Consider the following 19,408-nt stretch of genomic DNA (forward strand, 5'->3'; position numbering starts at 1 on the left):
GTGATCTTTGCTGTTAAAGCCCGGAACCAGGGGGCAAACATCCGTGTGGTTTTGCGGCTGTTTGCCCCTGGAGGCTCCGGAGTCAAGCCTAAAGCGTGGGAACGCGGTGCGTTACTCGCCCTTGGCCTTCGCGATGATCTCCTCGGCGACGTTCCGCGGAACCTCGGCGTAGGAGTCGAACTGCATCGAGTAGCTTGCGCGACCCGACGTCTTGCTGCGGAGGTCGCCGACGTAGCCGAACATCTCCGACAGGGGCACGAGGCCCTTCACGACGCGGGCACCAGCCCGCTCCTCCATGGCCTGGATCTGGCCACGGCGGGAGTTGATGTCGCCGATGACCTCACCCATGTAGTCCTCGGGCGTGGTGACCTCAACGGCCATCATCGGCTCCAGGAGCACGGGCGAAGCCTTGCGCGCGGCCTCCTTGAAGGCCTGCGAGCCGGCGATCTTGAAGGCGAGCTCGGAGGAGTCGACCTCGTGGTAGCCACCGTCGATCAGGATGACGCGCACGCCGGTCATCTCGTAACCGGCGAGGATGCCGAACTGCATGGCCTCCTGCGCACCGGCGTCGACCGAAGGGATGTACTCCTTCGGGATACGGCCACCGGTCACCTTGTTCACGAACTCGTACGAGGCGTCGCCGCCCTCGATCGGCTCGATCGCGATCTGCACCTTGGCGAACTGACCGGTACCACCGGTCTGCTTCTTGTGGGTGTAGTCGACGCGCTCGACGGCCTTGCGGATCGTCTCGCGGTAGGCCACCTGCGGCTTGCCGACGTTGGCCTCGACCTTGAACTCACGGCGCATACGGTCGACCAGCACCTCGAGGTGCAGCTCGCCCATGCCACCGATGATGGTCTGGCCGGTCTCCTCGTCCGAGTGGACCTGGAAGGACGGGTCCTCCTCGGCCAGGCGCTGGATCGCGACGCCCAGCTTCTCCTGGTCACCCTTCGACTTGGGCTCGATGGCGACCTGGATGACCGGTGCCGGGAAGTCCATGGACTCCAGGATGACCGGGTTCTTGTCGTCGGCCAGCGTCTCACCGGTGGTGGTCTGCTTCAGGCCCATGACGGCGACGATGTCGCCGGCGCCCACCGACTCGATCTCCTCACGCTTGTTGGCGTGCATGCGGTAGATCTTGCCGATGCGCTCCTTCTTGCCCTTGACGGAGTTCAGCACCGAAGAGCCGGACTCCAGGCGGCCCGAGTACACCCGGACGAAGGTGAGCTTGCCGAGGTGCGGGTCGCTCATGATCTTGAACGCCAGCGCCGACAGCGGCTCGTCGTCGGACGGCTTGCGCTTGACGACGACCTCGGGGTCCTTGACGTCGTGGCCCTCGATGGCCTCGATGTCGACCGGGGACGGCAGGTAGCGCACGACCGCGTCGAGCAGGGGCTGGACGCCCTTGTTCTTGAACGCGGTACCGCAGAACACCGGGGTCACGGTGGTGCCGGTGCCCTTGCCGGACGCGATGGTGATACGACGGATCGCGGCGTACAGCTGCTCCACGGAGGGCTCGTTGCCCTCCAGGTACAGCTCCATGATCTCTTCGTCGTTCTCGGCCACGGCCTCGAGCAGCTTGCCGCGGTACTCCTCGGCAGCCTCGGCGTGCGTGTCCGGGATGTCGACGGTGTCGTACATCTCGCCCTTGGTGGCCTCGGCGGACCAGACCAGGGCCTTCATCGTCACGAGGTCGATGACGCCCTTGAAGTCGGCCTCGGCACCGATCGGGAGCTGCATCACGATCGGCTGAGCGCCGAGGCGGTCAGAGATCATGTCGACGCAGCGGTGGAACTCGGCACCGGTGCGGTCGAGCTTGTTGACGAAGCAGATACGCGGAACGCCGTAGCGGTCCGCCTGACGCCACACCGTCTCGGACTGGGGCTCAACGCCGGCGACGCCGTCGAACACCGTCACGGCACCGTCGAGCACGCGCAGGGAGCGCTCCACCTCGACGGTGAAGTCGACGTGTCCCGGGGTGTCGATGATGTTGATGGTGTGGTCGACGTCTTCCAGCGGCCAGTGGCAGGTGGTGGCAGCAGAGGTGATCGTGATGCCACGCTCCTGCTCCTGCTCCATCCAGTCCATGGTGGCAGCGCCGTCGTGGACCTCACCGATCTTGTACGACACACCGGTGTAGAACAGGATCCGCTCGGTGGTGGTCGTCTTGCCCGCGTCGATGTGGGCCATGATCCCGATGTTGCGGACCTTGGCCAGGTCAAGTGAAGTGGTAGCCATAAGGCTTCAGTCTTCTCTCGGTCTCGATGTGGGTAGCGACTACCAGCGGTAGTGCGCGAAGGCCTTGTTGGACTCGGCCATCTTGTGCGTGTCCTCGCGCTTCTTCACAGCGGCACCCAGGCCGTTGGAGGCGTCGAGAAGCTCGTTGAGCAGACGCTCGGTCATGGTCTTCTCGCGACGGGCGCGGGAGTAACCGACCAGCCAGCGCAGGGCGAGCGTGTTGGCACGACCGGGCTTGACCTCGATCGGAACCTGGTACGTCGCACCACCGACACGGCGGGACTTGACCTCGAGGGTCGGCTTGATGTTCTCCAGCGCGCGCTTCAGCGTGATGATCGGGTCGTTGCCCGTCTTCTCACGCAGACCCTCCATGGCGCCGTAGACGATGCGCTCGGCGGTGGAGCGCTTGCCGTTCAGCAGCACCTTGTTGATGAGGGAGGTCACCAGAGGAGAACCGTAGACCGGGTCGATGATGACCGGGCGCTTCGGGGCGGGGCCCTTACGAGGCATTCTTACTTCTCCTTCTTGGCGCCGTAACGGCTGCGAGCCTGCTTGCGGTTCTTGACACCCTGGGTGTCGAGCGAACCGCGGATGATCTTGTAGCGAACACCCGGCAGGTCCTTCACACGGCCGCCGCGCACGAGCACGATGGAGTGCTCCTGCAGGTTGTGTCCCTCACCCGGAATGTAAGCGGTGACCTCGATGCCACTGGTCAGACGCACACGCGCGACCTTACGCAGGGCCGAGTTCGGCTTCTTCGGGGTGGTCGTGAACACACGCGTGCAGACGCCACGACGCTGAGGGGAACCCTCGAGTGCGGGCGTCTTGTTCTTCTCGACCTTGTCCTGCCGGCCCTTACGGACCAGCTGCTGGATCGTAGGCACTACTTCTCCGGTTTCTGTGTGCCGATAGGTACAGCTAACCTGGAACGCCACCGACCCACGCGGTCGGGTGTGTCGAATCCGCCAGACTCCCGCCGCAAGGCGAAAAGGGCGCAGATTACGGTGGCCAGTCGCGGCTCGCCATGCGGTTTGCAGGCACGCACAGGAGCCAGGGCACACCCCAGGCACAAGGTCTGAGCGTACCTACCTCATTCGCTGTGGTCAAAACAAATGGGCCGCACCCGCAGCGCCAGGCAGAGCATGTCAAGTCCCTACGCCGTACATGATCTTCGATTTCACGCCCTGGTCACATCGAACGGCTAGGCCCGCGCGGCCCCCGCCGCCCCGCGAAATCCGGCGCCACGCCGCGGCTCGCGACCCCCGCCGCCCTGTGGCCGGCGCCTCCACCCGCAGCGAAAGATCACCCGGCACTGACGCTGGGTGACGGGACGGTGCCGCTTCGAGCCGAGCAGGAAAGTCTCCCGCGGTCGGCACCTGAACGCGGTGGGCCTACCGCTCGCCGGGCCCACCGCGCTCAGCGGGTCCACGGCGACCTCGCTCGCCCGGAGCCCGCCCGTCGGCCAGGGAGAGGCCGGCGAGGCGCTCAGGGAGGCCCTGACGGCCTCTGAGGGTGAGGACGGCGCCCCCGCGCGGACACACTCCACTCAGGCGCGCTCGACTCGGGAGCGCTCGACTCAGGCGCGCTCGACTCAGGCGCGCTCGGCCGGACGACGGCCCCGCGGATCCCGCGCCGCCGCTCCGGCATCGGCCGGCCACCGCCCACGACACGCCGAAGGGCGGCCACCCCGTACGCAACGGGGTGACCGCCCTTCACCTCAAACTGCCCGCTTACTGGTTGTACGGACCGTAGTCGTAGTCCTCCAGCGGAACGGCCTGGCCGGAGCCCGTGCCGAACGGCGAGTAGTCGATGTCGTCGTAGCCGACGGCCGAGTACATCGCGGCCTTGGCCTCCTCGGTCGGCTCGACCCGGATGTTGCGGTAGCGGGACAGACCCGTACCGGCCGGGATGAGCTTACCGATGATGACGTTCTCCTTGAGGCCGATGAGGCTGTCGGACTTGGCGTTGATCGCCGCATCCGTCAGGACTCGGGTCGTCTCCTGGAAGGAGGCGGCCGACAGCCAGGACTCCGTCGCCAGCGAGGCCTTGGTGATACCCATCAGCTGCGGACGACCGGAGGCCGGGTGACCGCCCTCCTGGACCACGCGACGGTTCTCGGTCTCGAACTTCGAGCGCTCGACCAGCTCGCCGGGCAGCAGCTCGGCGTCGCCGGACTCGATGATCGTCACGCGGCGGAGCATCTGCCGGATGATGATCTCGATGTGCTTGTCGTGGATCGACACACCCTGCGAGTTGTACACCTTCTGGACCTCGCCGACCAGGTGGACCTGGACGGCACGCTGACCCAGGATGCGCAGCACGTCGTGCGGGTTGGTGGCACCCACGGTGAGCTGCTGGCCCACCTCGACGTGGTCGCCCTCGCGCACCAGGACCTTGGCACGCTTCGAGATCGGGAACGCCGTCTCGTCGCTGCCGTCGTCCGGGGTGACGACGATCTTCTTGGTCTTCTCGGTCTCCTCGATCCGGATGCGGCCGTTGGCCTCGGAGATCGGGGCGACACCCTTCGGGGTACGGGCCTCGAAGAGCTCGACGACACGGGGCAGACCCTGGGTGATGTCGTCACCGGCCACACCACCGGTGTGGAAGGTACGCATCGTCAGCTGGGTACCGGGCTCACCGATGGACTGGGCGGCGATGATGCCGACCGCCTCACCGATGTCGACCAGCTTGCCGGTGGCCAGCGAACGGCCGTAGCACATCGCGCAGGTGCCGACGGCGGACTCACAGGTCAGGACCGAGCGGGTCTTGACCTCCTCGACGCCCGCCTTGACCAGCTGGTCGATGAGGACGTCACCGAGGTCGACGCCCGCCGGGGCGAGCACCTTGCCGTCCACGACGATGTCCTCGGCGAGGCAGCGCGCGTACACGGACGTCTCGGCGTTGTCCGCCTTGCGCAGGACGCCGTCGGCGCCACGCTCGGCGATGGCCAGCTTGAGGCCGCGCTCGGTGCCGCAGTCCTCCTCGCGGATGATGACGTCCTGCGAGACGTCCACCAGACGACGGGTCAGGTAACCCGAGTCGGCGGTACGCAGGGCGGTGTCCGCCAGACCCTTACGGGCACCGTGCGTGGAGATGAAGTACTCCAGCACGGACAGGCCCTCACGGAAGGACGCCTTGATCGGACGCGGGATGGTCTCGTTCTTCGCGTTCGACACCAGACCACGCATACCGGCGATCTGCCGCATCTGCATCATGTTTCCTCGGGCACCCGAGTCAACCATCATGAAGATGGGGTTCGTCTTGGGGAAGTTCTCGTTCATCGCCTCGGCGACCTCGTTGGTCGCCTTGGTCCAGATCGCGATGAGCTCCTGAGTGCGCTCTTCCTTGGTGATCAGACCGCGCTCGTACTGCTTCTGGACCTTCTCGTCCTGCGCCTCGTAGCCGCGGACGATCTCCTTCTTCGCCTCGGGAACGACGACGTCGGAGATGGCCACGGTGACACCGGAACGGGTCGCCCAGTAGAAGCCGGCCGCCTTCAGGTTGTCGAGCGTCGCCGCCACGATGACCTTGGGGTAGCGCTCGGCCAGGTCGTTGACGATCTCGGAGAGCTGCTTCTTGCCCACCGAGTAGTCGACGAACGGGTAGTCCTCGGGCAGCAGCTCGTTGAAGAGCGCGCGGCCCAGGGTGGTGCGCAGGCGGAACGAGTCACCCTGCTGCCACTCGGGCTCGCCCTCCTCGCGCGCCGGCGGGGTCCAGCCGCGCGGCGGGATGGTGCCCACCGGGAAGCGGATGTCGATCGGCGACTGCAGCGCCAGCTCGCCGGCGTCGAACGCCATGATCGCCTCGGCCGTGGAGCCGAACGCGCGGCCCTCGCCCTTGGTGTCACGCAGCTCGCCGTCGGTGGTGAGGAAGAACAGACCGAGGACCATGTCCTGGGTCGGCATCGTCACCGGGCGGCCGTCGGCCGGCTTGAGGATGTTGTTCGAGGACAGCATCAGGATGCGGGCCTCGGCCTGCGCCTCCGCGGACAGCGGCAGGTGCACGGCCATCTGGTCACCGTCGAAGTCCGCGTTGAACGCGGTGCAGACGAGCGGGTGGATCTGGATGGCCTTGCCCTCGACCAGCTGCGGCTCGAAGGCCTGGATGCCGAGGCGGTGCAGGGTGGGAGCACGGTTCAGCAGAACCGGGTGCTCGGCGATGACCTCTTCGAGGACGTCGTACACGACCGTACGGCCGCGCTCCACCATGCGCTTGGCGCTCTTGATGTTCTGCGCGTGGTTCAGGTCGACCAGACGCTTCATCACGAACGGCTTGAACAGCTCCAGCGCCATGGCCTTGGGCAGACCGCACTGGTGCAGCTTCAGCTGCGGGCCGACGACGATGACGGAGCGCGCCGAGTAGTCGACTCGCTTGCCGAGCAGGTTCTGACGGAATCGACCCTGCTTACCCTTCAGCATGTCGCTGAGGGACTTCAGCGGACGGTTGCCGGGGCCCGTCACCGGGCGGCCACGACGACCGTTGTCGAAGAGGGCGTCGACCGCCTCCTGGAGCATGCGCTTCTCGTTGTTGACGATGATCTCGGGCGCACCGAGGTCGAGAAGCCGCTTCAGGCGGTTGTTGCGGTTGATCACACGGCGGTACAGGTCGTTCAGGTCGGAGGTCGCGAAGCGGCCACCGTCCAGCTGCACCATCGGACGCAGGTCCGGCGGGATGACCGGGACGCAGTCCAGGACCATGCCCTTGGGGCTGTTGGAGGTCTGCAGGAACGCGGAGACGACCTTCAGCCGCTTCAGGGCACGGGTCTTCTTCTGGCCCTTGCCGGTGCGGATGATCTCGCGGAGGCGCTCGGCCTCCTCCTCCAGGTCGAAGGACTCCAGGCGCTTCTGCAGCGCCGCGGCACCCATCGAACCGTCGAAGTACGTGCCGAAGCGGTCACGCAGCTCGCGGTAGAGCAGCTCGTCGCCCTCGAGGTCCTGGACCTTGAGGTTCTTGAACCGGTTCCACACCTCGTCGAGGCGGTCGATCTCGCGCTGCGCACGGTCGCGCAGCTGCTTCATCTCGCGCTCGGCACCCTCGCGCACCTTGCGGCGCACGTCGGCCTTGGCGCCCTCGGCCTCCAGCTCGGCCAGGTCGGTCTCGAGCTTCTTGGCGCGGGCCTCGAGGTCGGCGTCGCGACGGTTCTCGATCTGCTGGCGCTCGACCGAGACGTGCGCCTCCAGGGAGGGCAGGTCGCGGGTGCGGCGCTCCTCGTCGACGAACGTGATCATGTACGCCGCGAAGTAGATGACCTTCTCGAGGTCCTTGGGCGCCAGGTCCAGCAGGTAGCCGAGGCGCGAGGGGACACCCTTGAAGTACCAGATGTGGGTGACGGGCGCGGCCAGCTCGATGTGGCCCATCCGCTCACGGCGCACCTTGGCGCGCGTGACCTCGACGCCACAGCGCTCACAGATGATGCCCTTGAAGCGGACGCGCTTGTACTTGCCGCAGTAGCACTCCCAGTCCCGGGTCGGACCGAAGATCTTCTCGCAGAAGAGTCCGTCCTTTTCGGGCTTGAGGGTGCGGTAGTTGATGGTCTCGGGCTTCTTGACCTCGCCGTGGCTCCACTGACGGATGTCGTCAGCGGTGGCCAGGCCGATCCGGAGCTCGTCGAAGAAGTTGACGTCGAGCACTATGCGTCAATCCCTCTCAGGGTCGAAAGTCTGTGGTCTGAAACGGGGGCCTGGGGGTCGACGGGGCCCTCAAAGGGTGAGGGCCCCGCCGGACTCCCGTCAGACCTCTTCGACGCTGCTCGGCTCGCGCCGGGACAGGTCGATACCGAGCTCCTCCGCAGCGCGGAAGACGTCCTCGTCGGTGTCGCGCATCTCGATGGACATGCCGTCCGAGGACAGCACCTCCACGTTGAGGCACAGGGACTGCATTTCCTTGATGAGCACCTTGAAGGACTCGGGAATGCCGGGCTCAGGGATGTTCTCGCCCTTGACGATGGCCTCGTAGACCTTCACGCGGCCGGTGACGTCGTCGGACTTGATGGTCAGCAGCTCCTGGAGGGCGTACGCGGCGCCGTAGGCCTCGAGGGCCCACACCTCCATCTCACCGAACCGCTGGCCACCGAACTGGGCCTTACCACCCAGCGGCTGCTGGGTGATCATCGAGTACGGACCGGTCGAGCGGGCGTGCAGCTTGTCGTCGACCAGGTGGTGCAGCTTGAGGATGTACATGTAGCCGACCGAGATCGGGTCCGGGAACGGCTCACCGGAGCGGCCGTCGAACAGCCGCGCCTTGCCGGACGGGAGCACCATGCGCTCGCCGTCGCGGTTCGGGATGGTGTGCTGCAGCAGACCCGCCAGCTCGTCCTCGCGGGCACCGTCGAAGACCGGGGTCGCGACGTTGGTGCGCGGGGCGACCTGGTCGGCGCCGATGGCCTGGAGGCGCTGGGCCCACTCGTCCGCGAGGCCGGAGACGTCCCAGCCGCGGCTGGCGAGCCAGCCGAGGTGGATCTCCAGGACCTGTCCCGGGTTCATTCGGGACGGCACACCCAGCGGGTTGAGGATGATGTCGACCGGGGTGCCGTCCTCCAGGAACGGCATGTCCTCGATCGGCAGGATCTTCGAGATGACACCCTTGTTGCCGTGCCGGCCGGCGAGCTTGTCACCGTCGGTGATCTTGCGCTTCTGGGCGACGTAGACGCGGACCAGCTGGTTCACGCCCGGGGGAAGCTCGTCGCCCTCCTCGCGGTCGAAGACGCGGACGCCGATGACCTTGCCGGTCTCGCCGTGCGGCACCTTCAGCGAGGTGTCACGGACCTCGCGGGCCTTCTCACCGAAGATCGCGCGCAGCAGGCGCTCCTCGGGGGTCAGCTCGGTCTCGCCCTTCGGGGTCACCTTGCCGACGAGGATGTCGCCGGCGATGACCTCGGCACCGATACGGATGATGCCGCGCTCGTCGAGGTCCGCGAGGACCTCCTCGGAGACGTTCGGGATGTCCCGGGTGATCTCCTCGGGGCCGAGCTTGGTGTCACGGGCGTCGACCTCGTGCTCCTCGATGTGGATCGAGGAGAGGACGTCGTCCTGCACGAGGCGCTGCGACAGGATGATCGCGTCCTCGTAGTTGTGACCCTCCCACGGCATGAACGCCACGAGCAGGTTCTTGCCGAGGGCCATCTCACCGTTCTCGGTGGCCGGGCCGTCGGCGAGGACCTGGCCCTCGATGATCCGGTCGCCCTCGTTGACGACGACCTTCTGGTTGACCGAGGTGCCCTGGTTGGACCGGGCGAACTTGTGCAGGCGGTACGTGATGTACGTGCCGTCGTCGTTGGCCGTGGTGATGTAGTCCGCGGAGACCTCCTGGACCACACCCGCCTTCTCGGCCTTGACGACGTCGCCGGCGTCGACGGCGGAGCGGTACTCCATGCCGGTGCCGACGAGCGGGGCCTCCGACTTGATGAGCGGAACGGCCTGGCGCATCATGTTCGCGCCCATGAGGGCACGGTTGGCGTCGTCGTGCTCGAGGAAGGGGATCATGGCGGTCGCGACCGACACCATCTGGCGCGGCGAGACGTCCATGTAGTCCACGTCCTCGGGGCCGACGTAGTCGACCTCGCCGCCGCGGCGGCGGACCAGGACGCGGCTCTCCTCGAAGCGGAGGTCGTTCGTCAGCGGCGCGTTGGCCTGCGCGATGACGAAGCGGTCCTCCTCGTCGGCGGTCAGGTAGTCCACCTCGTCGGTGACCTGGCCGTCGATGACCTTGCGGTACGGCGTCTCGACGAAACCGAACGCGTTGACGCGACCGTAGGAGGCGAGCGAGCCGATCAGACCGATGTTCGGGCCTTCGGGCGTCTCGATCGGGCACATACGGCCGTAGTGCGAGGGGTGCACGTCTCGGACCTCGAAGCCGGCCCGCTCACGGGACAGACCACCGGGGCCGAGCGCCGAGAGACGACGCTTGTGCGTGAGACCAGACAGGGGGTTGTTCTGGTCCATGAACTGCGACAGCTGGCTGGTGCCGAAGAACTCCTTGATGGAGGCGACGACCGGCCGGATGTTGATCAGGGTCTGCGGCGTGATCGCCTCGACGTCCTGGGTGGTCATGCGCTCGCGGACGACTCGCTCCATACGCGCCAGACCCGTGCGGACCTGGTTCTGGATGAGTTCGCCGACGCTGCGCAGACGACGGTTGCCGAAGTGGTCGATGTCGTCCGTCTCGACGACGATCGTGTCGCCGCTGTCACCGGTGGTCTCGGTCTCGCCGGCGTGCAGCTGCACCAGGTACTTGATCGTCGAGATGATGTCCTCGACGGTCAGGATGCCGGCGTCGAGCGGAGCGTCCGCGCCGAGCTTCTTGTTGACCTTGTAGCGGCCGACCTTGGCGAGGTCGTAGCGCTTCGGGTTGAAGTAGAGGTTCTCGAGCAGCGTCTGCGCGGCCTCACGCGTGGGGGGCTCGCCCGGACGCAGCTTGCGGTAGATGTCGAGCAGCGCGTCGTCCTGGCCCTGGGTGTGGTCCTTCTCCAGGGTGGCGCGCATCGACTCGTAGTCGCCGAACTCCTCGAGGATCTGCTCGGTGGTCCAGCCGAGCGCCTTCAGCAGAACGGTGACCGACTGCTTGCGCTTGCGGTCGATGCGGACACCGACCATGTCGCGCTTGTCGATCTCCATCTCCAGCCAGGCACCCCGGGACGGGATGATCTTGGCGGAGAAGATGTCCTTGTCGGACGTCTTGTCGATGGAGGAGTCGAAGTAGACACCGGGGGAACGGACCAGCTGAGACACAACGACACGCTCGGTGCCGTTGATGACGAAGGTGCCCTTGTTCGTCATGAGCGGGAAGTCGCCCATGAAGACCGTCTGGGACTTGATCTCACCGGTCTCGTTGTTGGTGAACTCGGCGGTGACGAAGAGCGGGGCGGCGTACGTGAAGTCGCGCTCCTTGCACTCGTCGATGGAGTTCTTCGGCGGCTCGAAGCGGTGGTCCCGGAACGTCAGCGACATCGACCCGGAGAAGTCCTCGATCGGGGAGATCTCCTCGAAGATCTCCTCCAGACCGGACTTGGTGGGGACGTCCTGACCGTTCTCAAGAGCCTCCTCGACCCGACTCTGCCAGGCGGTGTTGCCGAGCAGCCAGTCGAAGCTCTCGGTCTGCAGCGCGAGCAGGTTCGGAACCTCGAGAGGCTCCTTGATCTTTGCAAAGGAGATGCGCAGCGGGGCGGTGCTGGCGCCGTTGTTCGTATTCGCGGTCGAGGCAGTGCGCGAGGCGGCCAAGAGGGGGTCCTTCCGAGGGCTCGGACTCACTACGCGCGTACCGGTCCCTCCCTACACACAGGGACGGAAACCCCAGGTCAGGGGGGTTACGGTCGACTGTGCTCAAGTGAGGGCAGACCCCTGGTGACGGGCAGGGGACAGCTAACAGGCAGCGCAAAGGGTCAGTGTAGCCACTTGGCACACTGATGTCCAGTGCGGGTTTTCGAAGACCCTCGTTGTGCTCAACGCCCTTGTCAACGCCCTCGGCATGCTGCCCTCAACGCACGTTCATACTGCCCTCTTCGTCGTCGATCCATGCCTCGGATTCGGATCCTTGTGACGACGCGTCCTGAGAATTGCGCGCTGCGTGCGGTTCGTCAAGGCCCCCCAGCCCGAAGCCCGGCCTCCGGAGACACAACGAAGATCACCATACCCCTCGCCGTCGCGAGTGCAAGGCAACCGTGGTCGGGTCCCCGGATACGCCGAAGAGCGACCACCCGGATGGATGATCGCTCTTCGGTGCGTTCGCGTTACAGCCCGAGGACGCTGGGTTCAGCGCCCCGCGAGACCGTGTTCAGCGCGCGTTCGAGCCCTGTGGACCCGGAAAGGTCTTACTTGACCTCGACGGAGGCACCGGCGCCCTTGAGGGCCTCGGCGGCCTTGTCAGCGGCCTCCTTGTTGACCTTCTCGAGGACCGGCTTCGGGGTGCCGTCGACGAGGTCCTTGGCCTCCTTCAGACCCAGCGAGGTCAGCTCACGCACGACCTTGATGACCTGGATCTTCTTGTCGCCGGCGCCGGTGAGGATGACGTCGAACTCGTCCTTCTCCTCGACGGCCTCGGCGGCGCCACCAGCGGCACCACCGGCGACGACGACCGGCGCGGCAGCGGCGGCGGTGACGTCGAACTTCTCCTCGAAGGCCTTCACGAACTCGGAGAGCTCGATGAGGGTCATCTCCTCGAACTGGGCAAGCAGCTCGTCCTGGGTGAGCTTCGCCATGATGGCGGTCCTTCCACTAAATCGGCAGGTGCCGGATGTACTGGGTAAGGCGGGCGTACGTCGGCCCGCTGAGACCCTCGCCGCGTCGTGCGGCCAGGATCAGAAAGCGAGCCGAATTACTCGGCACCGCCCTGCTCGTCCTGCTTGGCCCGAAGCGCGTCCACGGTGCGGACGAGCTTCGACGGGAGCGCCTGGAAGACAGAGGCAGCCTGGGACTGCTTGCCCTTGAACGCACCGGCCAGCTTGGAGAGCAGAACCTCGCGGGACTCGAGGTCCGCAAGCTTCTTGATCTCGTCGGCGGACAGCGCCTTGCCGTCAAGGACACCGCCCTTGATGACGAGATTCGGGTTGTCCTTGGCGAAGTCACGGAGACCCTTCGCCGACTCCACCGGGTCACCGGTGACGAAGGCGACGGCCGTCGGACCAGCGAAGAGCTGGTCGTCCAGCGTGATCCCGGCCTCGTTGGCCGCAATCTTGGTCAGCGTGTTCTTCACCACGGCGTACTGGGCGTTCTCACCGAGCGACCGGCGCAGCGTCTTGAGCTGCGCCACGGTGAGACCGCGGTACTCGGTCAGCACGGCGGCGTTGGAGCTGCGGAACTTGTCCGTCAGCTCCGCAACCGCGGCAGCCTTGTCGGGCCTCGCCATAGAGCCTCGGCCTCCTTCCGGGTGATTCGGACCGCGCGGACCCGAAGGAGGACTGGGTAAAACGAAACGCCCCGGCGCAGGCGCTCGGGGCGGACTCGACCGGCCGCACACGCGCTCGGCGCGCGCACTCCGGGAGTTCTTCCTCAGTCACCTGCGCGGGTCGTCCACTTTTCAGCGGATCCTTCGGCCACCGCACCCTCGTTGGAGCGCACGGCAACGACCAGCGGTCTTTGGCTTCTCGAAGAGAGTACGGGACCGGGGCGCCGACGAGCAAATCGGGCTCTTCGCGGCCGGCGGCGGGGCCGCTCACGGCCGGCGTGGCGGCCTGCTGTGCGGGGCGCACACGCCCCGTACGGGGCCCGTCCGGCCCGGGGGGACTCCCCGAGGAGCGCCGGCCCCGTCAGGGCGGCGCAGGGCGCCTCGGGGCGCGGACCTCGGGGAGTCCCGGGGGTGCCGTCGGTGTCAGGAGACGGTGCCGGTGCCGCCCGCGGCGGTGCCGCCGGACTTCAGCAGGTCCGCGAAGTCCTTGGTGTCACCGGCCGGGGGCGCCTCGGCGGTGACCTTGACGCCGTAGTCGCTGTAGAAGGTGGTGTTGGTCATGGTGCCGTTGGCCGTGTCGGCCTTCTCGGCCTTCTTGACCAGCAGGTCCTGGTCGTTGATCCAGAGGTCGACCTTGTCGGTGGTGACGCCGGCCTGGCTGAGCTGCTTCTTCAGGGCCGACATCTGCTCGGCGCTGAGGTTGCTGGTCTTGTCGGCCAGCTCCGCGACGTTCACCGTGCCCGAGTAGTGCGTGGTGTGGGCGCCGGAGACGGTCTCCTCGCCGACCTTCTTGACGTCGCCGGAGGCCAGCAGCATCTTCACGGACTGGTTCGGCGTGGCGTTCTGGATCTGGTCCTTCATGTACGAACCGGAGGCGCCGCCGAGCTTGGCGAGGTCGTCGTACGAGTACTTGAGCCAGTGCTTGCCGCCGGTCTGCTGGGCGTACGCGTCGCTCATGTGCGCGTAGTAGGCGTCCGGCAGGTAGCGGGCCTCCATGGAGGGGGTGCCCGCCTTCTTCATCATCTCGGCCATCTGGCCGCCGGTGTAGGTGATGGTGAGGTTGCCCTTGAGGCCGTCGCTCCAGGTGAGGGCGCCATTGGCCGTCATGGCCATGATGTCGCCGACGGACGTGGTGGAGCGCACCTTCGCCGAGTCGGCCTTGTCGGTGGACTTCTCGGCGGAGCGCAGAGCGGCGATGGGGCTGACGTGTATCCCGGTCTTGTCAGCCGCCTTCTCGCCGCCCTTGCCGTCGGAGGTACCGCAGGCGGCCACCCCGGTCAGTGCGGCCACCACCGCGATGGAAAGGCTCGTCCGGCGCACAGCAGTGCTGTTCATCTACTCCCACCCCACATGCGTGTCCTGTGACGTCACCGTAACCCAGGCCACTGACGGTCGTCCGAAAGGTCGTACAAAGAAAGGACGGGCCCGGAACCTCGGAGGTTCCAGGGCCCGCCCTTTTCCTTACGCGTACCTGACGCGGCTACCGGGCTGAGCTGTGGGCTCAGACGGCGGCCGGGTCCTCCTCGACGAGGAGGTTGCGGGTGCGGTTCGGGTCGACCGGGATGCCGGGGCCCATCGTGGTGGTGATGGCGGCCTTCTTGATGTAGCGACCCTTGGCGGCGGACGGCTTCAGACGGAGGATCTCCTCCAGCGCGGCGCCGTAGTTCTCCACCAGCTTGGCGTCGTCGAAGGACGCCTTGCCGATGATGAAGTGCAGGTTCGAGTGCTTGTCGACGCGGAACTCGATCTTGCCGCCCTTGATGTCGGTGACGGCCTTGGCGACGTCGGGGGTGACGGTGCCGGTCTTCGGGTTCGGCATCAGACCACGGGGGCCGAGGACGCGGCCGAGGCGGCCGACCTTGCCCATGAGGTCCGGGGTGGCGACGACGGCGTCGAAGTCCAGACGGCCCTTCGCCACCTCGTCGATGAGTTCGTCGGAGCCGACGATGTCGGCGCCCGCGGCCTCCGCGGCCGCAGCACGGTCACCGGTCGCGAAGACCAGGACCCGGGCAGTCTTGCCGGTGCCGTGCGGCAGGTTCACGGTGCCACGGACCATCTGGTCGGCCTTGCGCGGGTCGACACCCAGACGGAAGGCGACCTCGACGGTGCCGTCGAACTTGGTCGTGGAGGTCTCCTTGGCGAGACGGACGGCCTCGAGCGGGGCGTAGAGCTTCTCCCGGTCGACCTTGGCGTCCGCAGCGCGGAGAGCCTTGCTGCGCTTGCTCACAACTTGCTCCTGTGTGTTCTGAAAGGAGTCGTGGTGTACGGGCCGAGCAGGCCCTACCACGGTGGTTCTACGAAGGTGGGGTTCAGCCCTCGACCGTGATGCCCATGGAGCGGGCGGTGCCGGCGATGATCTTCGACGCGGCGTCCAGGTCGTTGGCGTTCAGGTCGGGGAGCTTGGTCTGGGCGATCTCGCGGACCTGCGCCTCGGTGATCTTGGCGACCTTGGTCTTGTGCGGCTCGCCGGAGCCCTTCTCGACACCAGCGGCCTTGAGGATCATCTTCGCGGCCGGCGGGGTCTTGGTGACGAAGGTGAAGGAACGGTCTTCGTAGACCGTGATCTCCACCGGGATCACCCAGCCACGCTGCGACTCGGTCGCGGCGTTGTAGGCCTTGCAGAACTCCATGATGTTGACGCCGTGCTGGCCCAGCGCGGGGCCGACCGGCGGGGCCGGGTTCGCCGCACCGGCGTTGATCTGGAGCTTGATGAGCCCCGTGACCTTCTTCTTCTTGGGAGGCATGCTCTCTCCGGGTCCTTACTGAGAGGTTGATTGCCATTGCCATCCGGATCCAGGTGATCCGGATCCATGCGTTGCATGATCCGCAGATGGCATACCGCACAACGATAGCCGCTGTCCCCTCAGGACAAGAAATCGTCCAGGTCAGACGGTATGCGCGGGGTCTTCGGGGCGCCGGCCGCGCAGCACCCGCACGGCCGCCGCGAGCAGCGCGAACAGGGTCGCGAAGCCCGGTACGGCGAGCAGCGCGGCCACGGTCCCGCGCCCGGTGTCGTCGGCGAGCGCGACCCGTGACGGCTCGCCGGGGGCGTGGAGCACCTCCACGGTGTCTCCGTCCGCGTGCCCACGCGCGCGCGTGCCGAACGGCAGGTCGGCCGTCAGCTCCTCGCCCGCCACGGAGAAGGTCACGCCGCAGCCGCCGAGGAAGCACGCCCCGTCGTGGAAGGTGGCCGTGGCCGGCTCGGCGCCGCGGACCTCGGTCCGCCGCCAGGCCGCCGGGAGGAACACGGCGTACGTCAGCACGAGCAGCGCCAGCAGGGCGGCCACGGTCCCGGCGACGGCGGGCCGGACACGGCGAGGGCGCCCCGGCCCGGTACTCACCGGTGGGGCGCCCTCGGAACGTGTGCTCAGTTCTTCTGGATCTGGTCGAAGGACAGCTCGACCGGGGTCTCGCGGCCGAAGATCTCCACCAGGCCCTTGACCTTCTTCGAGTCGGGGTTGATCTCGTTGATGGTCGCCTGGAGCGTGGCGAACGGGCCGTCGGTGACGGTGACCGAGTCGCCGACCTCGAAGTCCAGGACCTGGACCTCGACCTTGCGCTGCGGGGCGGGCTTGCCCTCGGCCTCGGCGGCCTCGCGGGCGGCCTTCTCCTCGGCCTCCGGGGCGAGCATCTTGACGATCTCGTCCAGGGTCAGCGGGTACGGGTCGTAGGCGTTGCCGACGAAGCCGGTGACGCCCGGGGTGTTGCGGACGACGCCCCAGGACTCGTTGGTCAGGTCCATGCGGACCAGGACGTAACCCGGCAGCTTGTTCTGCTTGATCGTCTTGCGGTCGCCGTTCTTGATCTGGACGACCTCTTCCTGGGGCACCTCGGCCTGGAAGATGTAGTCCTCGACGTTCAGCGAGACGGCGCGCTGCTCCAGGTTGGTCTTCACGCGGTTCTCGTAGCCGGCGTAGGTGTGGATGACGTACCACTCGCCGGGCAGGGTGCGGAGTTCCTCACGCAGGGCGGCGATGGGGTCGACCGGGGCGGCCGGCTCCTCCTCGGCGGCTTCCTCGACGACGGTCTCCTCGTCGTCCTCGTCGGCCTCTTCGCCCTCGTCCTCGTCCTCGACGTGCAGGGCGGCCTCCTCGGCCGGCTCACCCGCCTCGGCCTCGGCAGCCTCGAACTCGTCCTGCTCGTCCGCGCCCTCGACGATGTCGAGCTCGTCATCCGCCGTCTCGGCAGCCAGCCCGCGGGGCTCGGTGGCGTCGTCGTTCAGGTTCGGGTCAGACACGATGGCTGCTTCTTCCTGGATACATAGGGGTGGAACATGCGAAAACGGGCGCCGGTGCCACGGCGCCCTTCGCTCTTGGCTCAGCCGAAGACGTACTTGGCCGCGTGGTTGAGCCCATAGTCAATCACGGTCACCAGGGCGATCATGATGGCGACGAAGAAGATCACCACAGTGGTGTACGAAGTCAGCTGGTTGCGCGTCGGCCAGACGACCTTGCGGAGTTCCGCGATGACCTGGCGGTAGAAGGTGGCGAGGCGCTTGAGCGGGCCCTTCTTGGCGCGCTTGCCGCCCTTGCGAGCCTTCTTCTTGGACTCGGGCAGCTCATCCTGGGCATCAGGCGTGTCGATGGAGCCCACGGCGTCCGTCATTATCCTCACCTGGTCCCGGGTCGTGGCCGTGCCGCGCCCGGTTTCTGAGCCGCACGGCGGTGCATTGCTGTACGTACATGCGCACACATCCTGGCGGTGTGTGTAGCAGGGCCGGAGGGACTTGAACCCCCAACCGCCGGTTTTGGAGACCGGTGCTCTACCAATTGAGCTACGACCCTTTGTGTGTCCCCCAACGTACCGCATCCGACCGGATGCTCGGTGTGCACCGGTCCGGTGGCGGCTGCTGAAGGCCAACGAGGTAGGAGTGTACGTGGTCCACGGCCCGGCGTCGAACAGAAAGCGCCCGTTCGGGACCGGTCGGCTGAAGATCGTCCTGGCCGAAGACCGGATTCGGACCCGTGTTCACCCCTCGACCCCTTGCTGTTCAGTCTGTGAAACCCGCGTGCCGGGGGGATTTCCGGTCTGGAACGATGGGCCGCATGAGCGCTGCAATCCCTCCCACCGAGCGCCGGGTCTCCGCCCGAGTCGGCGCGATCTCCGAGTCCGCCACCCTCGCCGTGGACGCCAAGGCCAAGGCCCTCAAGGCCGCCGGGCGTCCGGTGATCGGCTTCGGCGCCGGTGAGCCCGACTTCCCGACCCCGGACTACATCGTCGAGGCGGCCGTCGAGGCCTGCAAGAACCCGAAGTACCACCGCTACACCCCGGCCGGCGGCCTGCCCGAGCTGAAGGCCGCGATCGCCGCGAAGACGCTGCGCGACTCCGGCTGGGAGCCCGACGTCTCGCAGATCCTCGTCACCAACGGCGGCAAGCAGGCCATCTACGAGGCGTTCGCCGCGATCCTCGACCCGGGCGACGAGGTCATCGTCCCGGCGCCGTACTGGACGACGTACCCGGAGTCGATCCGCCTGGCCGGCGGTGTCCCCGTGGAGGTCGTCGCCGACGAGACCACCGGCTACCGCGTCACCGTGGAGCAGCTGGAGGCGGCGCGCACGGAGAAGACGAAGGTCGTGCTCTTCGTCTCCCCGTCCAACCCGACCGGCGCGGTGTACTCCGAGGCCGAGACCGAGGCCATCGGCCGCTGGGCCGTCGAGCACGGCCTGTGGGTGCTCACCGACGAGATCTACGAGCACCTGGTCTACGGCGACGCCGCCGCGGTGTCCCTGCCGGCGCTCTTCCCCGAGCTGCGCGACAAGTGCGTCGTCGTCAACGGTGTGGCGAAGACGTACGCCATGACCGGCTGGCGCGTGGGCTGGGTCATCGGCCCGAAGGACGTCGTCAAGGCCGCGACGAACCTCCAGTCGCACGCCACCTCCAACGTCTCGAACGTGGCGCAGGTGGCCGCCCTGGCCGCCGTCTCCGGTGACCTGGACGCCGTCGCGAAGATGCGCGAGGCCTTCGACCGGCGCCGCAAGACCGTCGTGCGGATGCTCAACGAGATCGACGGTGTGGTCTGCCCGGAGCCCGAGGGCGCGTTTTACGCGTACCCCTCGGTCAAGGCGCTGCTCGGCAAGGAGATCCGCGGCAAGCGTCCGCAGGACACGGTCGAGCTGGCCGCTCTGATCCTGGAGGAGGCCGAGGTCGCGGTCGTCCCGGGTGAGGCCTTCGGTACGCCGGGCTACCTGCGGCTGTCGTACGCGCTCGGCGACGAGGACCTCGTCGAGGGCGTGAGCCGGATCCAGAAGCTGCTGGCCGAGGCGCGGGACTAGCCCCCGCTCCACGCGCGCGT

14 protein-coding genes and 1 tRNA gene are annotated in these 19,408 nt (G+C 67.1%); 1 reads left to right on the forward strand and 14 read right to left on the reverse strand.

The genetic code is table 11. The annotated features are described in order from the left end of the window. Positions 1–111: 111 nt before the first annotated feature. The 14 genes from fusA to ACZ7KF_RS26080 all read right to left on the reverse strand — a co-directional run bounded on the left by fusA (position 112) and on the right by ACZ7KF_RS26080 (position 17,900). Positions 112–2,238 carry an elongation factor G gene (gene fusA / locus ACZ7KF_RS26015; RefSeq protein ID WP_471079558.1) on the reverse strand — a complete coding sequence of 709 codons (2,127 nt, stop codon included), beginning with the start codon at positions 2,236–2,238 and terminating at the stop codon, positions 112–114. Positions 2,239–2,277: 39 nt separating this feature from the next. Then, entirely contained in the window at positions 2,278–2,748 is a 471-nt protein-coding gene (gene rpsG, locus ACZ7KF_RS26020; protein ID WP_003992340.1) for a 30S ribosomal protein S7, read from the reverse strand. 2 nt (positions 2,749–2,750) lie between these two features. After that, entirely contained in the window at positions 2,751–3,122 is a 372-nt protein-coding gene (gene rpsL, locus ACZ7KF_RS26025; RefSeq protein WP_003948652.1) for a 30S ribosomal protein S12, read from the reverse strand. 846 nt (positions 3,123–3,968) lie between these two features. Next, a complete protein-coding gene (locus tag ACZ7KF_RS26030; protein WP_471079561.1) occupies positions 3,969–7,868 on the reverse strand; it encodes a DNA-directed RNA polymerase subunit beta' in 3,900 nt (1,299 codons plus the stop codon). A 99-nt stretch (positions 7,869–7,967) separates the two neighbouring features. Further along, the gene (rpoB, locus tag ACZ7KF_RS26035) at positions 7,968–11,453 is read right to left on the reverse strand and encodes a DNA-directed RNA polymerase subunit beta (protein WP_471079564.1); all 3,486 of its coding nucleotides are present in this window, start codon (positions 11,451–11,453) and stop codon (positions 7,968–7,970) included. 590 nt (positions 11,454–12,043) lie between these two features. Continuing rightward, the gene (gene rplL, locus ACZ7KF_RS26040; RefSeq protein WP_471079567.1) at positions 12,044–12,430 is read right to left on the reverse strand and encodes a 50S ribosomal protein L7/L12; all 387 of its coding nucleotides are present in this window, start codon (positions 12,428–12,430) and stop codon (positions 12,044–12,046) included. Between the two features lie 116 nt (positions 12,431–12,546). Continuing rightward, complete coding sequence (gene rplJ / locus ACZ7KF_RS26045) at positions 12,547–13,077, reverse strand: 50S ribosomal protein L10 (protein WP_100569727.1); 531 nt, start codon at positions 13,075–13,077, stop codon at positions 12,547–12,549. Positions 13,078–13,539: 462 nt separating this feature from the next. Next, on the reverse strand, positions 13,540–14,451 hold the full coding sequence (locus tag ACZ7KF_RS26050; protein WP_471079570.1) for an SCO4651 family lipoprotein: 912 nt from the start codon (positions 14,449–14,451) through the stop codon (positions 13,540–13,542). Between the two features lie 166 nt (positions 14,452–14,617). Then, positions 14,618–15,343, reverse strand: a complete 726-nt coding sequence (gene rplA, locus ACZ7KF_RS26055) for a 50S ribosomal protein L1 (protein WP_225824988.1) — start codon at positions 15,341–15,343, stop codon at positions 14,618–14,620. Between the two features lie 82 nt (positions 15,344–15,425). After that, positions 15,426–15,860 carry a 50S ribosomal protein L11 gene (gene rplK, locus ACZ7KF_RS26060; RefSeq protein WP_037858373.1) on the reverse strand — a complete coding sequence of 145 codons (435 nt, stop codon included), beginning with the start codon at positions 15,858–15,860 and terminating at the stop codon, positions 15,426–15,428. Positions 15,861–16,001: 141 nt separating this feature from the next. Continuing rightward, positions 16,002–16,457 (reverse strand): hypothetical protein, encoded by a 456-nt coding sequence (locus tag ACZ7KF_RS26065; RefSeq protein ID WP_471079574.1) that lies wholly within the window; start codon positions 16,455–16,457, stop codon positions 16,002–16,004. Between the two features lie 26 nt (positions 16,458–16,483). Continuing rightward, positions 16,484–17,353, reverse strand: coding sequence for a transcription termination/antitermination protein NusG (nusG, locus tag ACZ7KF_RS26070; RefSeq protein WP_471079577.1), 870 nt, complete (start codon positions 17,351–17,353; stop codon positions 16,484–16,486). A gap of 80 nt (positions 17,354–17,433) precedes the next feature. After that, positions 17,434–17,721: a preprotein translocase subunit SecE gene (gene secE, locus ACZ7KF_RS26075; protein ID WP_471079580.1), complete on the reverse strand. Its 288-nt coding sequence runs from the start codon at positions 17,719–17,721 to the stop codon at positions 17,434–17,436. A gap of 106 nt (positions 17,722–17,827) precedes the next feature. Beyond that, positions 17,828–17,900: transfer RNA gene (locus tag ACZ7KF_RS26080), tRNA-Trp, on the reverse strand. A gap of 261 nt (positions 17,901–18,161) precedes the next feature. On the opposite strand from ACZ7KF_RS26080, the gene ACZ7KF_RS26085 reads away from it, so the two are divergent. Further along, positions 18,162–19,388 (forward strand): pyridoxal phosphate-dependent aminotransferase, encoded by a 1,227-nt coding sequence (locus tag ACZ7KF_RS26085; protein WP_471079583.1) that lies wholly within the window; start codon positions 18,162–18,164, stop codon positions 19,386–19,388. The last annotated feature ends 20 nt before the right edge of the window (positions 19,389–19,408 follow it).

This window comes from Streptomyces sp. NPDC038200 (assembly GCF_055600785.1).

Bases quoted from the DNA above. Each gene is read 5' to 3' on its own strand.
- secE (WP_471079580.1), bottom strand. From the start codon at position 17,721: ATGACGGACGCCGTGGGCTCCATCGACACGCCTGATGCCCAGGATGAG.
- ACZ7KF_RS26085 (WP_471079583.1), top strand. From the start codon at position 18,162: ATGAGCGCTGCAATCCCTCCCACCGAGCGCCGGGTCTCCGCCCGAGTC.
- rplJ (WP_100569727.1), bottom strand. From the start codon at position 13,077: ATGGCGAGGCCCGACAAGGCTGCCGCGGTTGCGGAGCTGACGGACAAG.
- rplL (WP_471079567.1), bottom strand. From the start codon at position 12,430: ATGGCGAAGCTCACCCAGGACGAGCTGCTTGCCCAGTTCGAGGAGATG.
- rpsG (WP_003992340.1), bottom strand. From the start codon at position 2,748: ATGCCTCGTAAGGGCCCCGCCCCGAAGCGCCCGGTCATCATCGACCCG.
- rplK (WP_037858373.1), bottom strand. From the start codon at position 15,860: ATGCCTCCCAAGAAGAAGAAGGTCACGGGGCTCATCAAGCTCCAGATC.
- ACZ7KF_RS26050 (WP_471079570.1), bottom strand. From the start codon at position 14,451: ATGAACAGCACTGCTGTGCGCCGGACGAGCCTTTCCATCGCGGTGGTG.
- fusA (WP_471079558.1), bottom strand. From the start codon at position 2,238: ATGGCTACCACTTCACTTGACCTGGCCAAGGTCCGCAACATCGGGATC.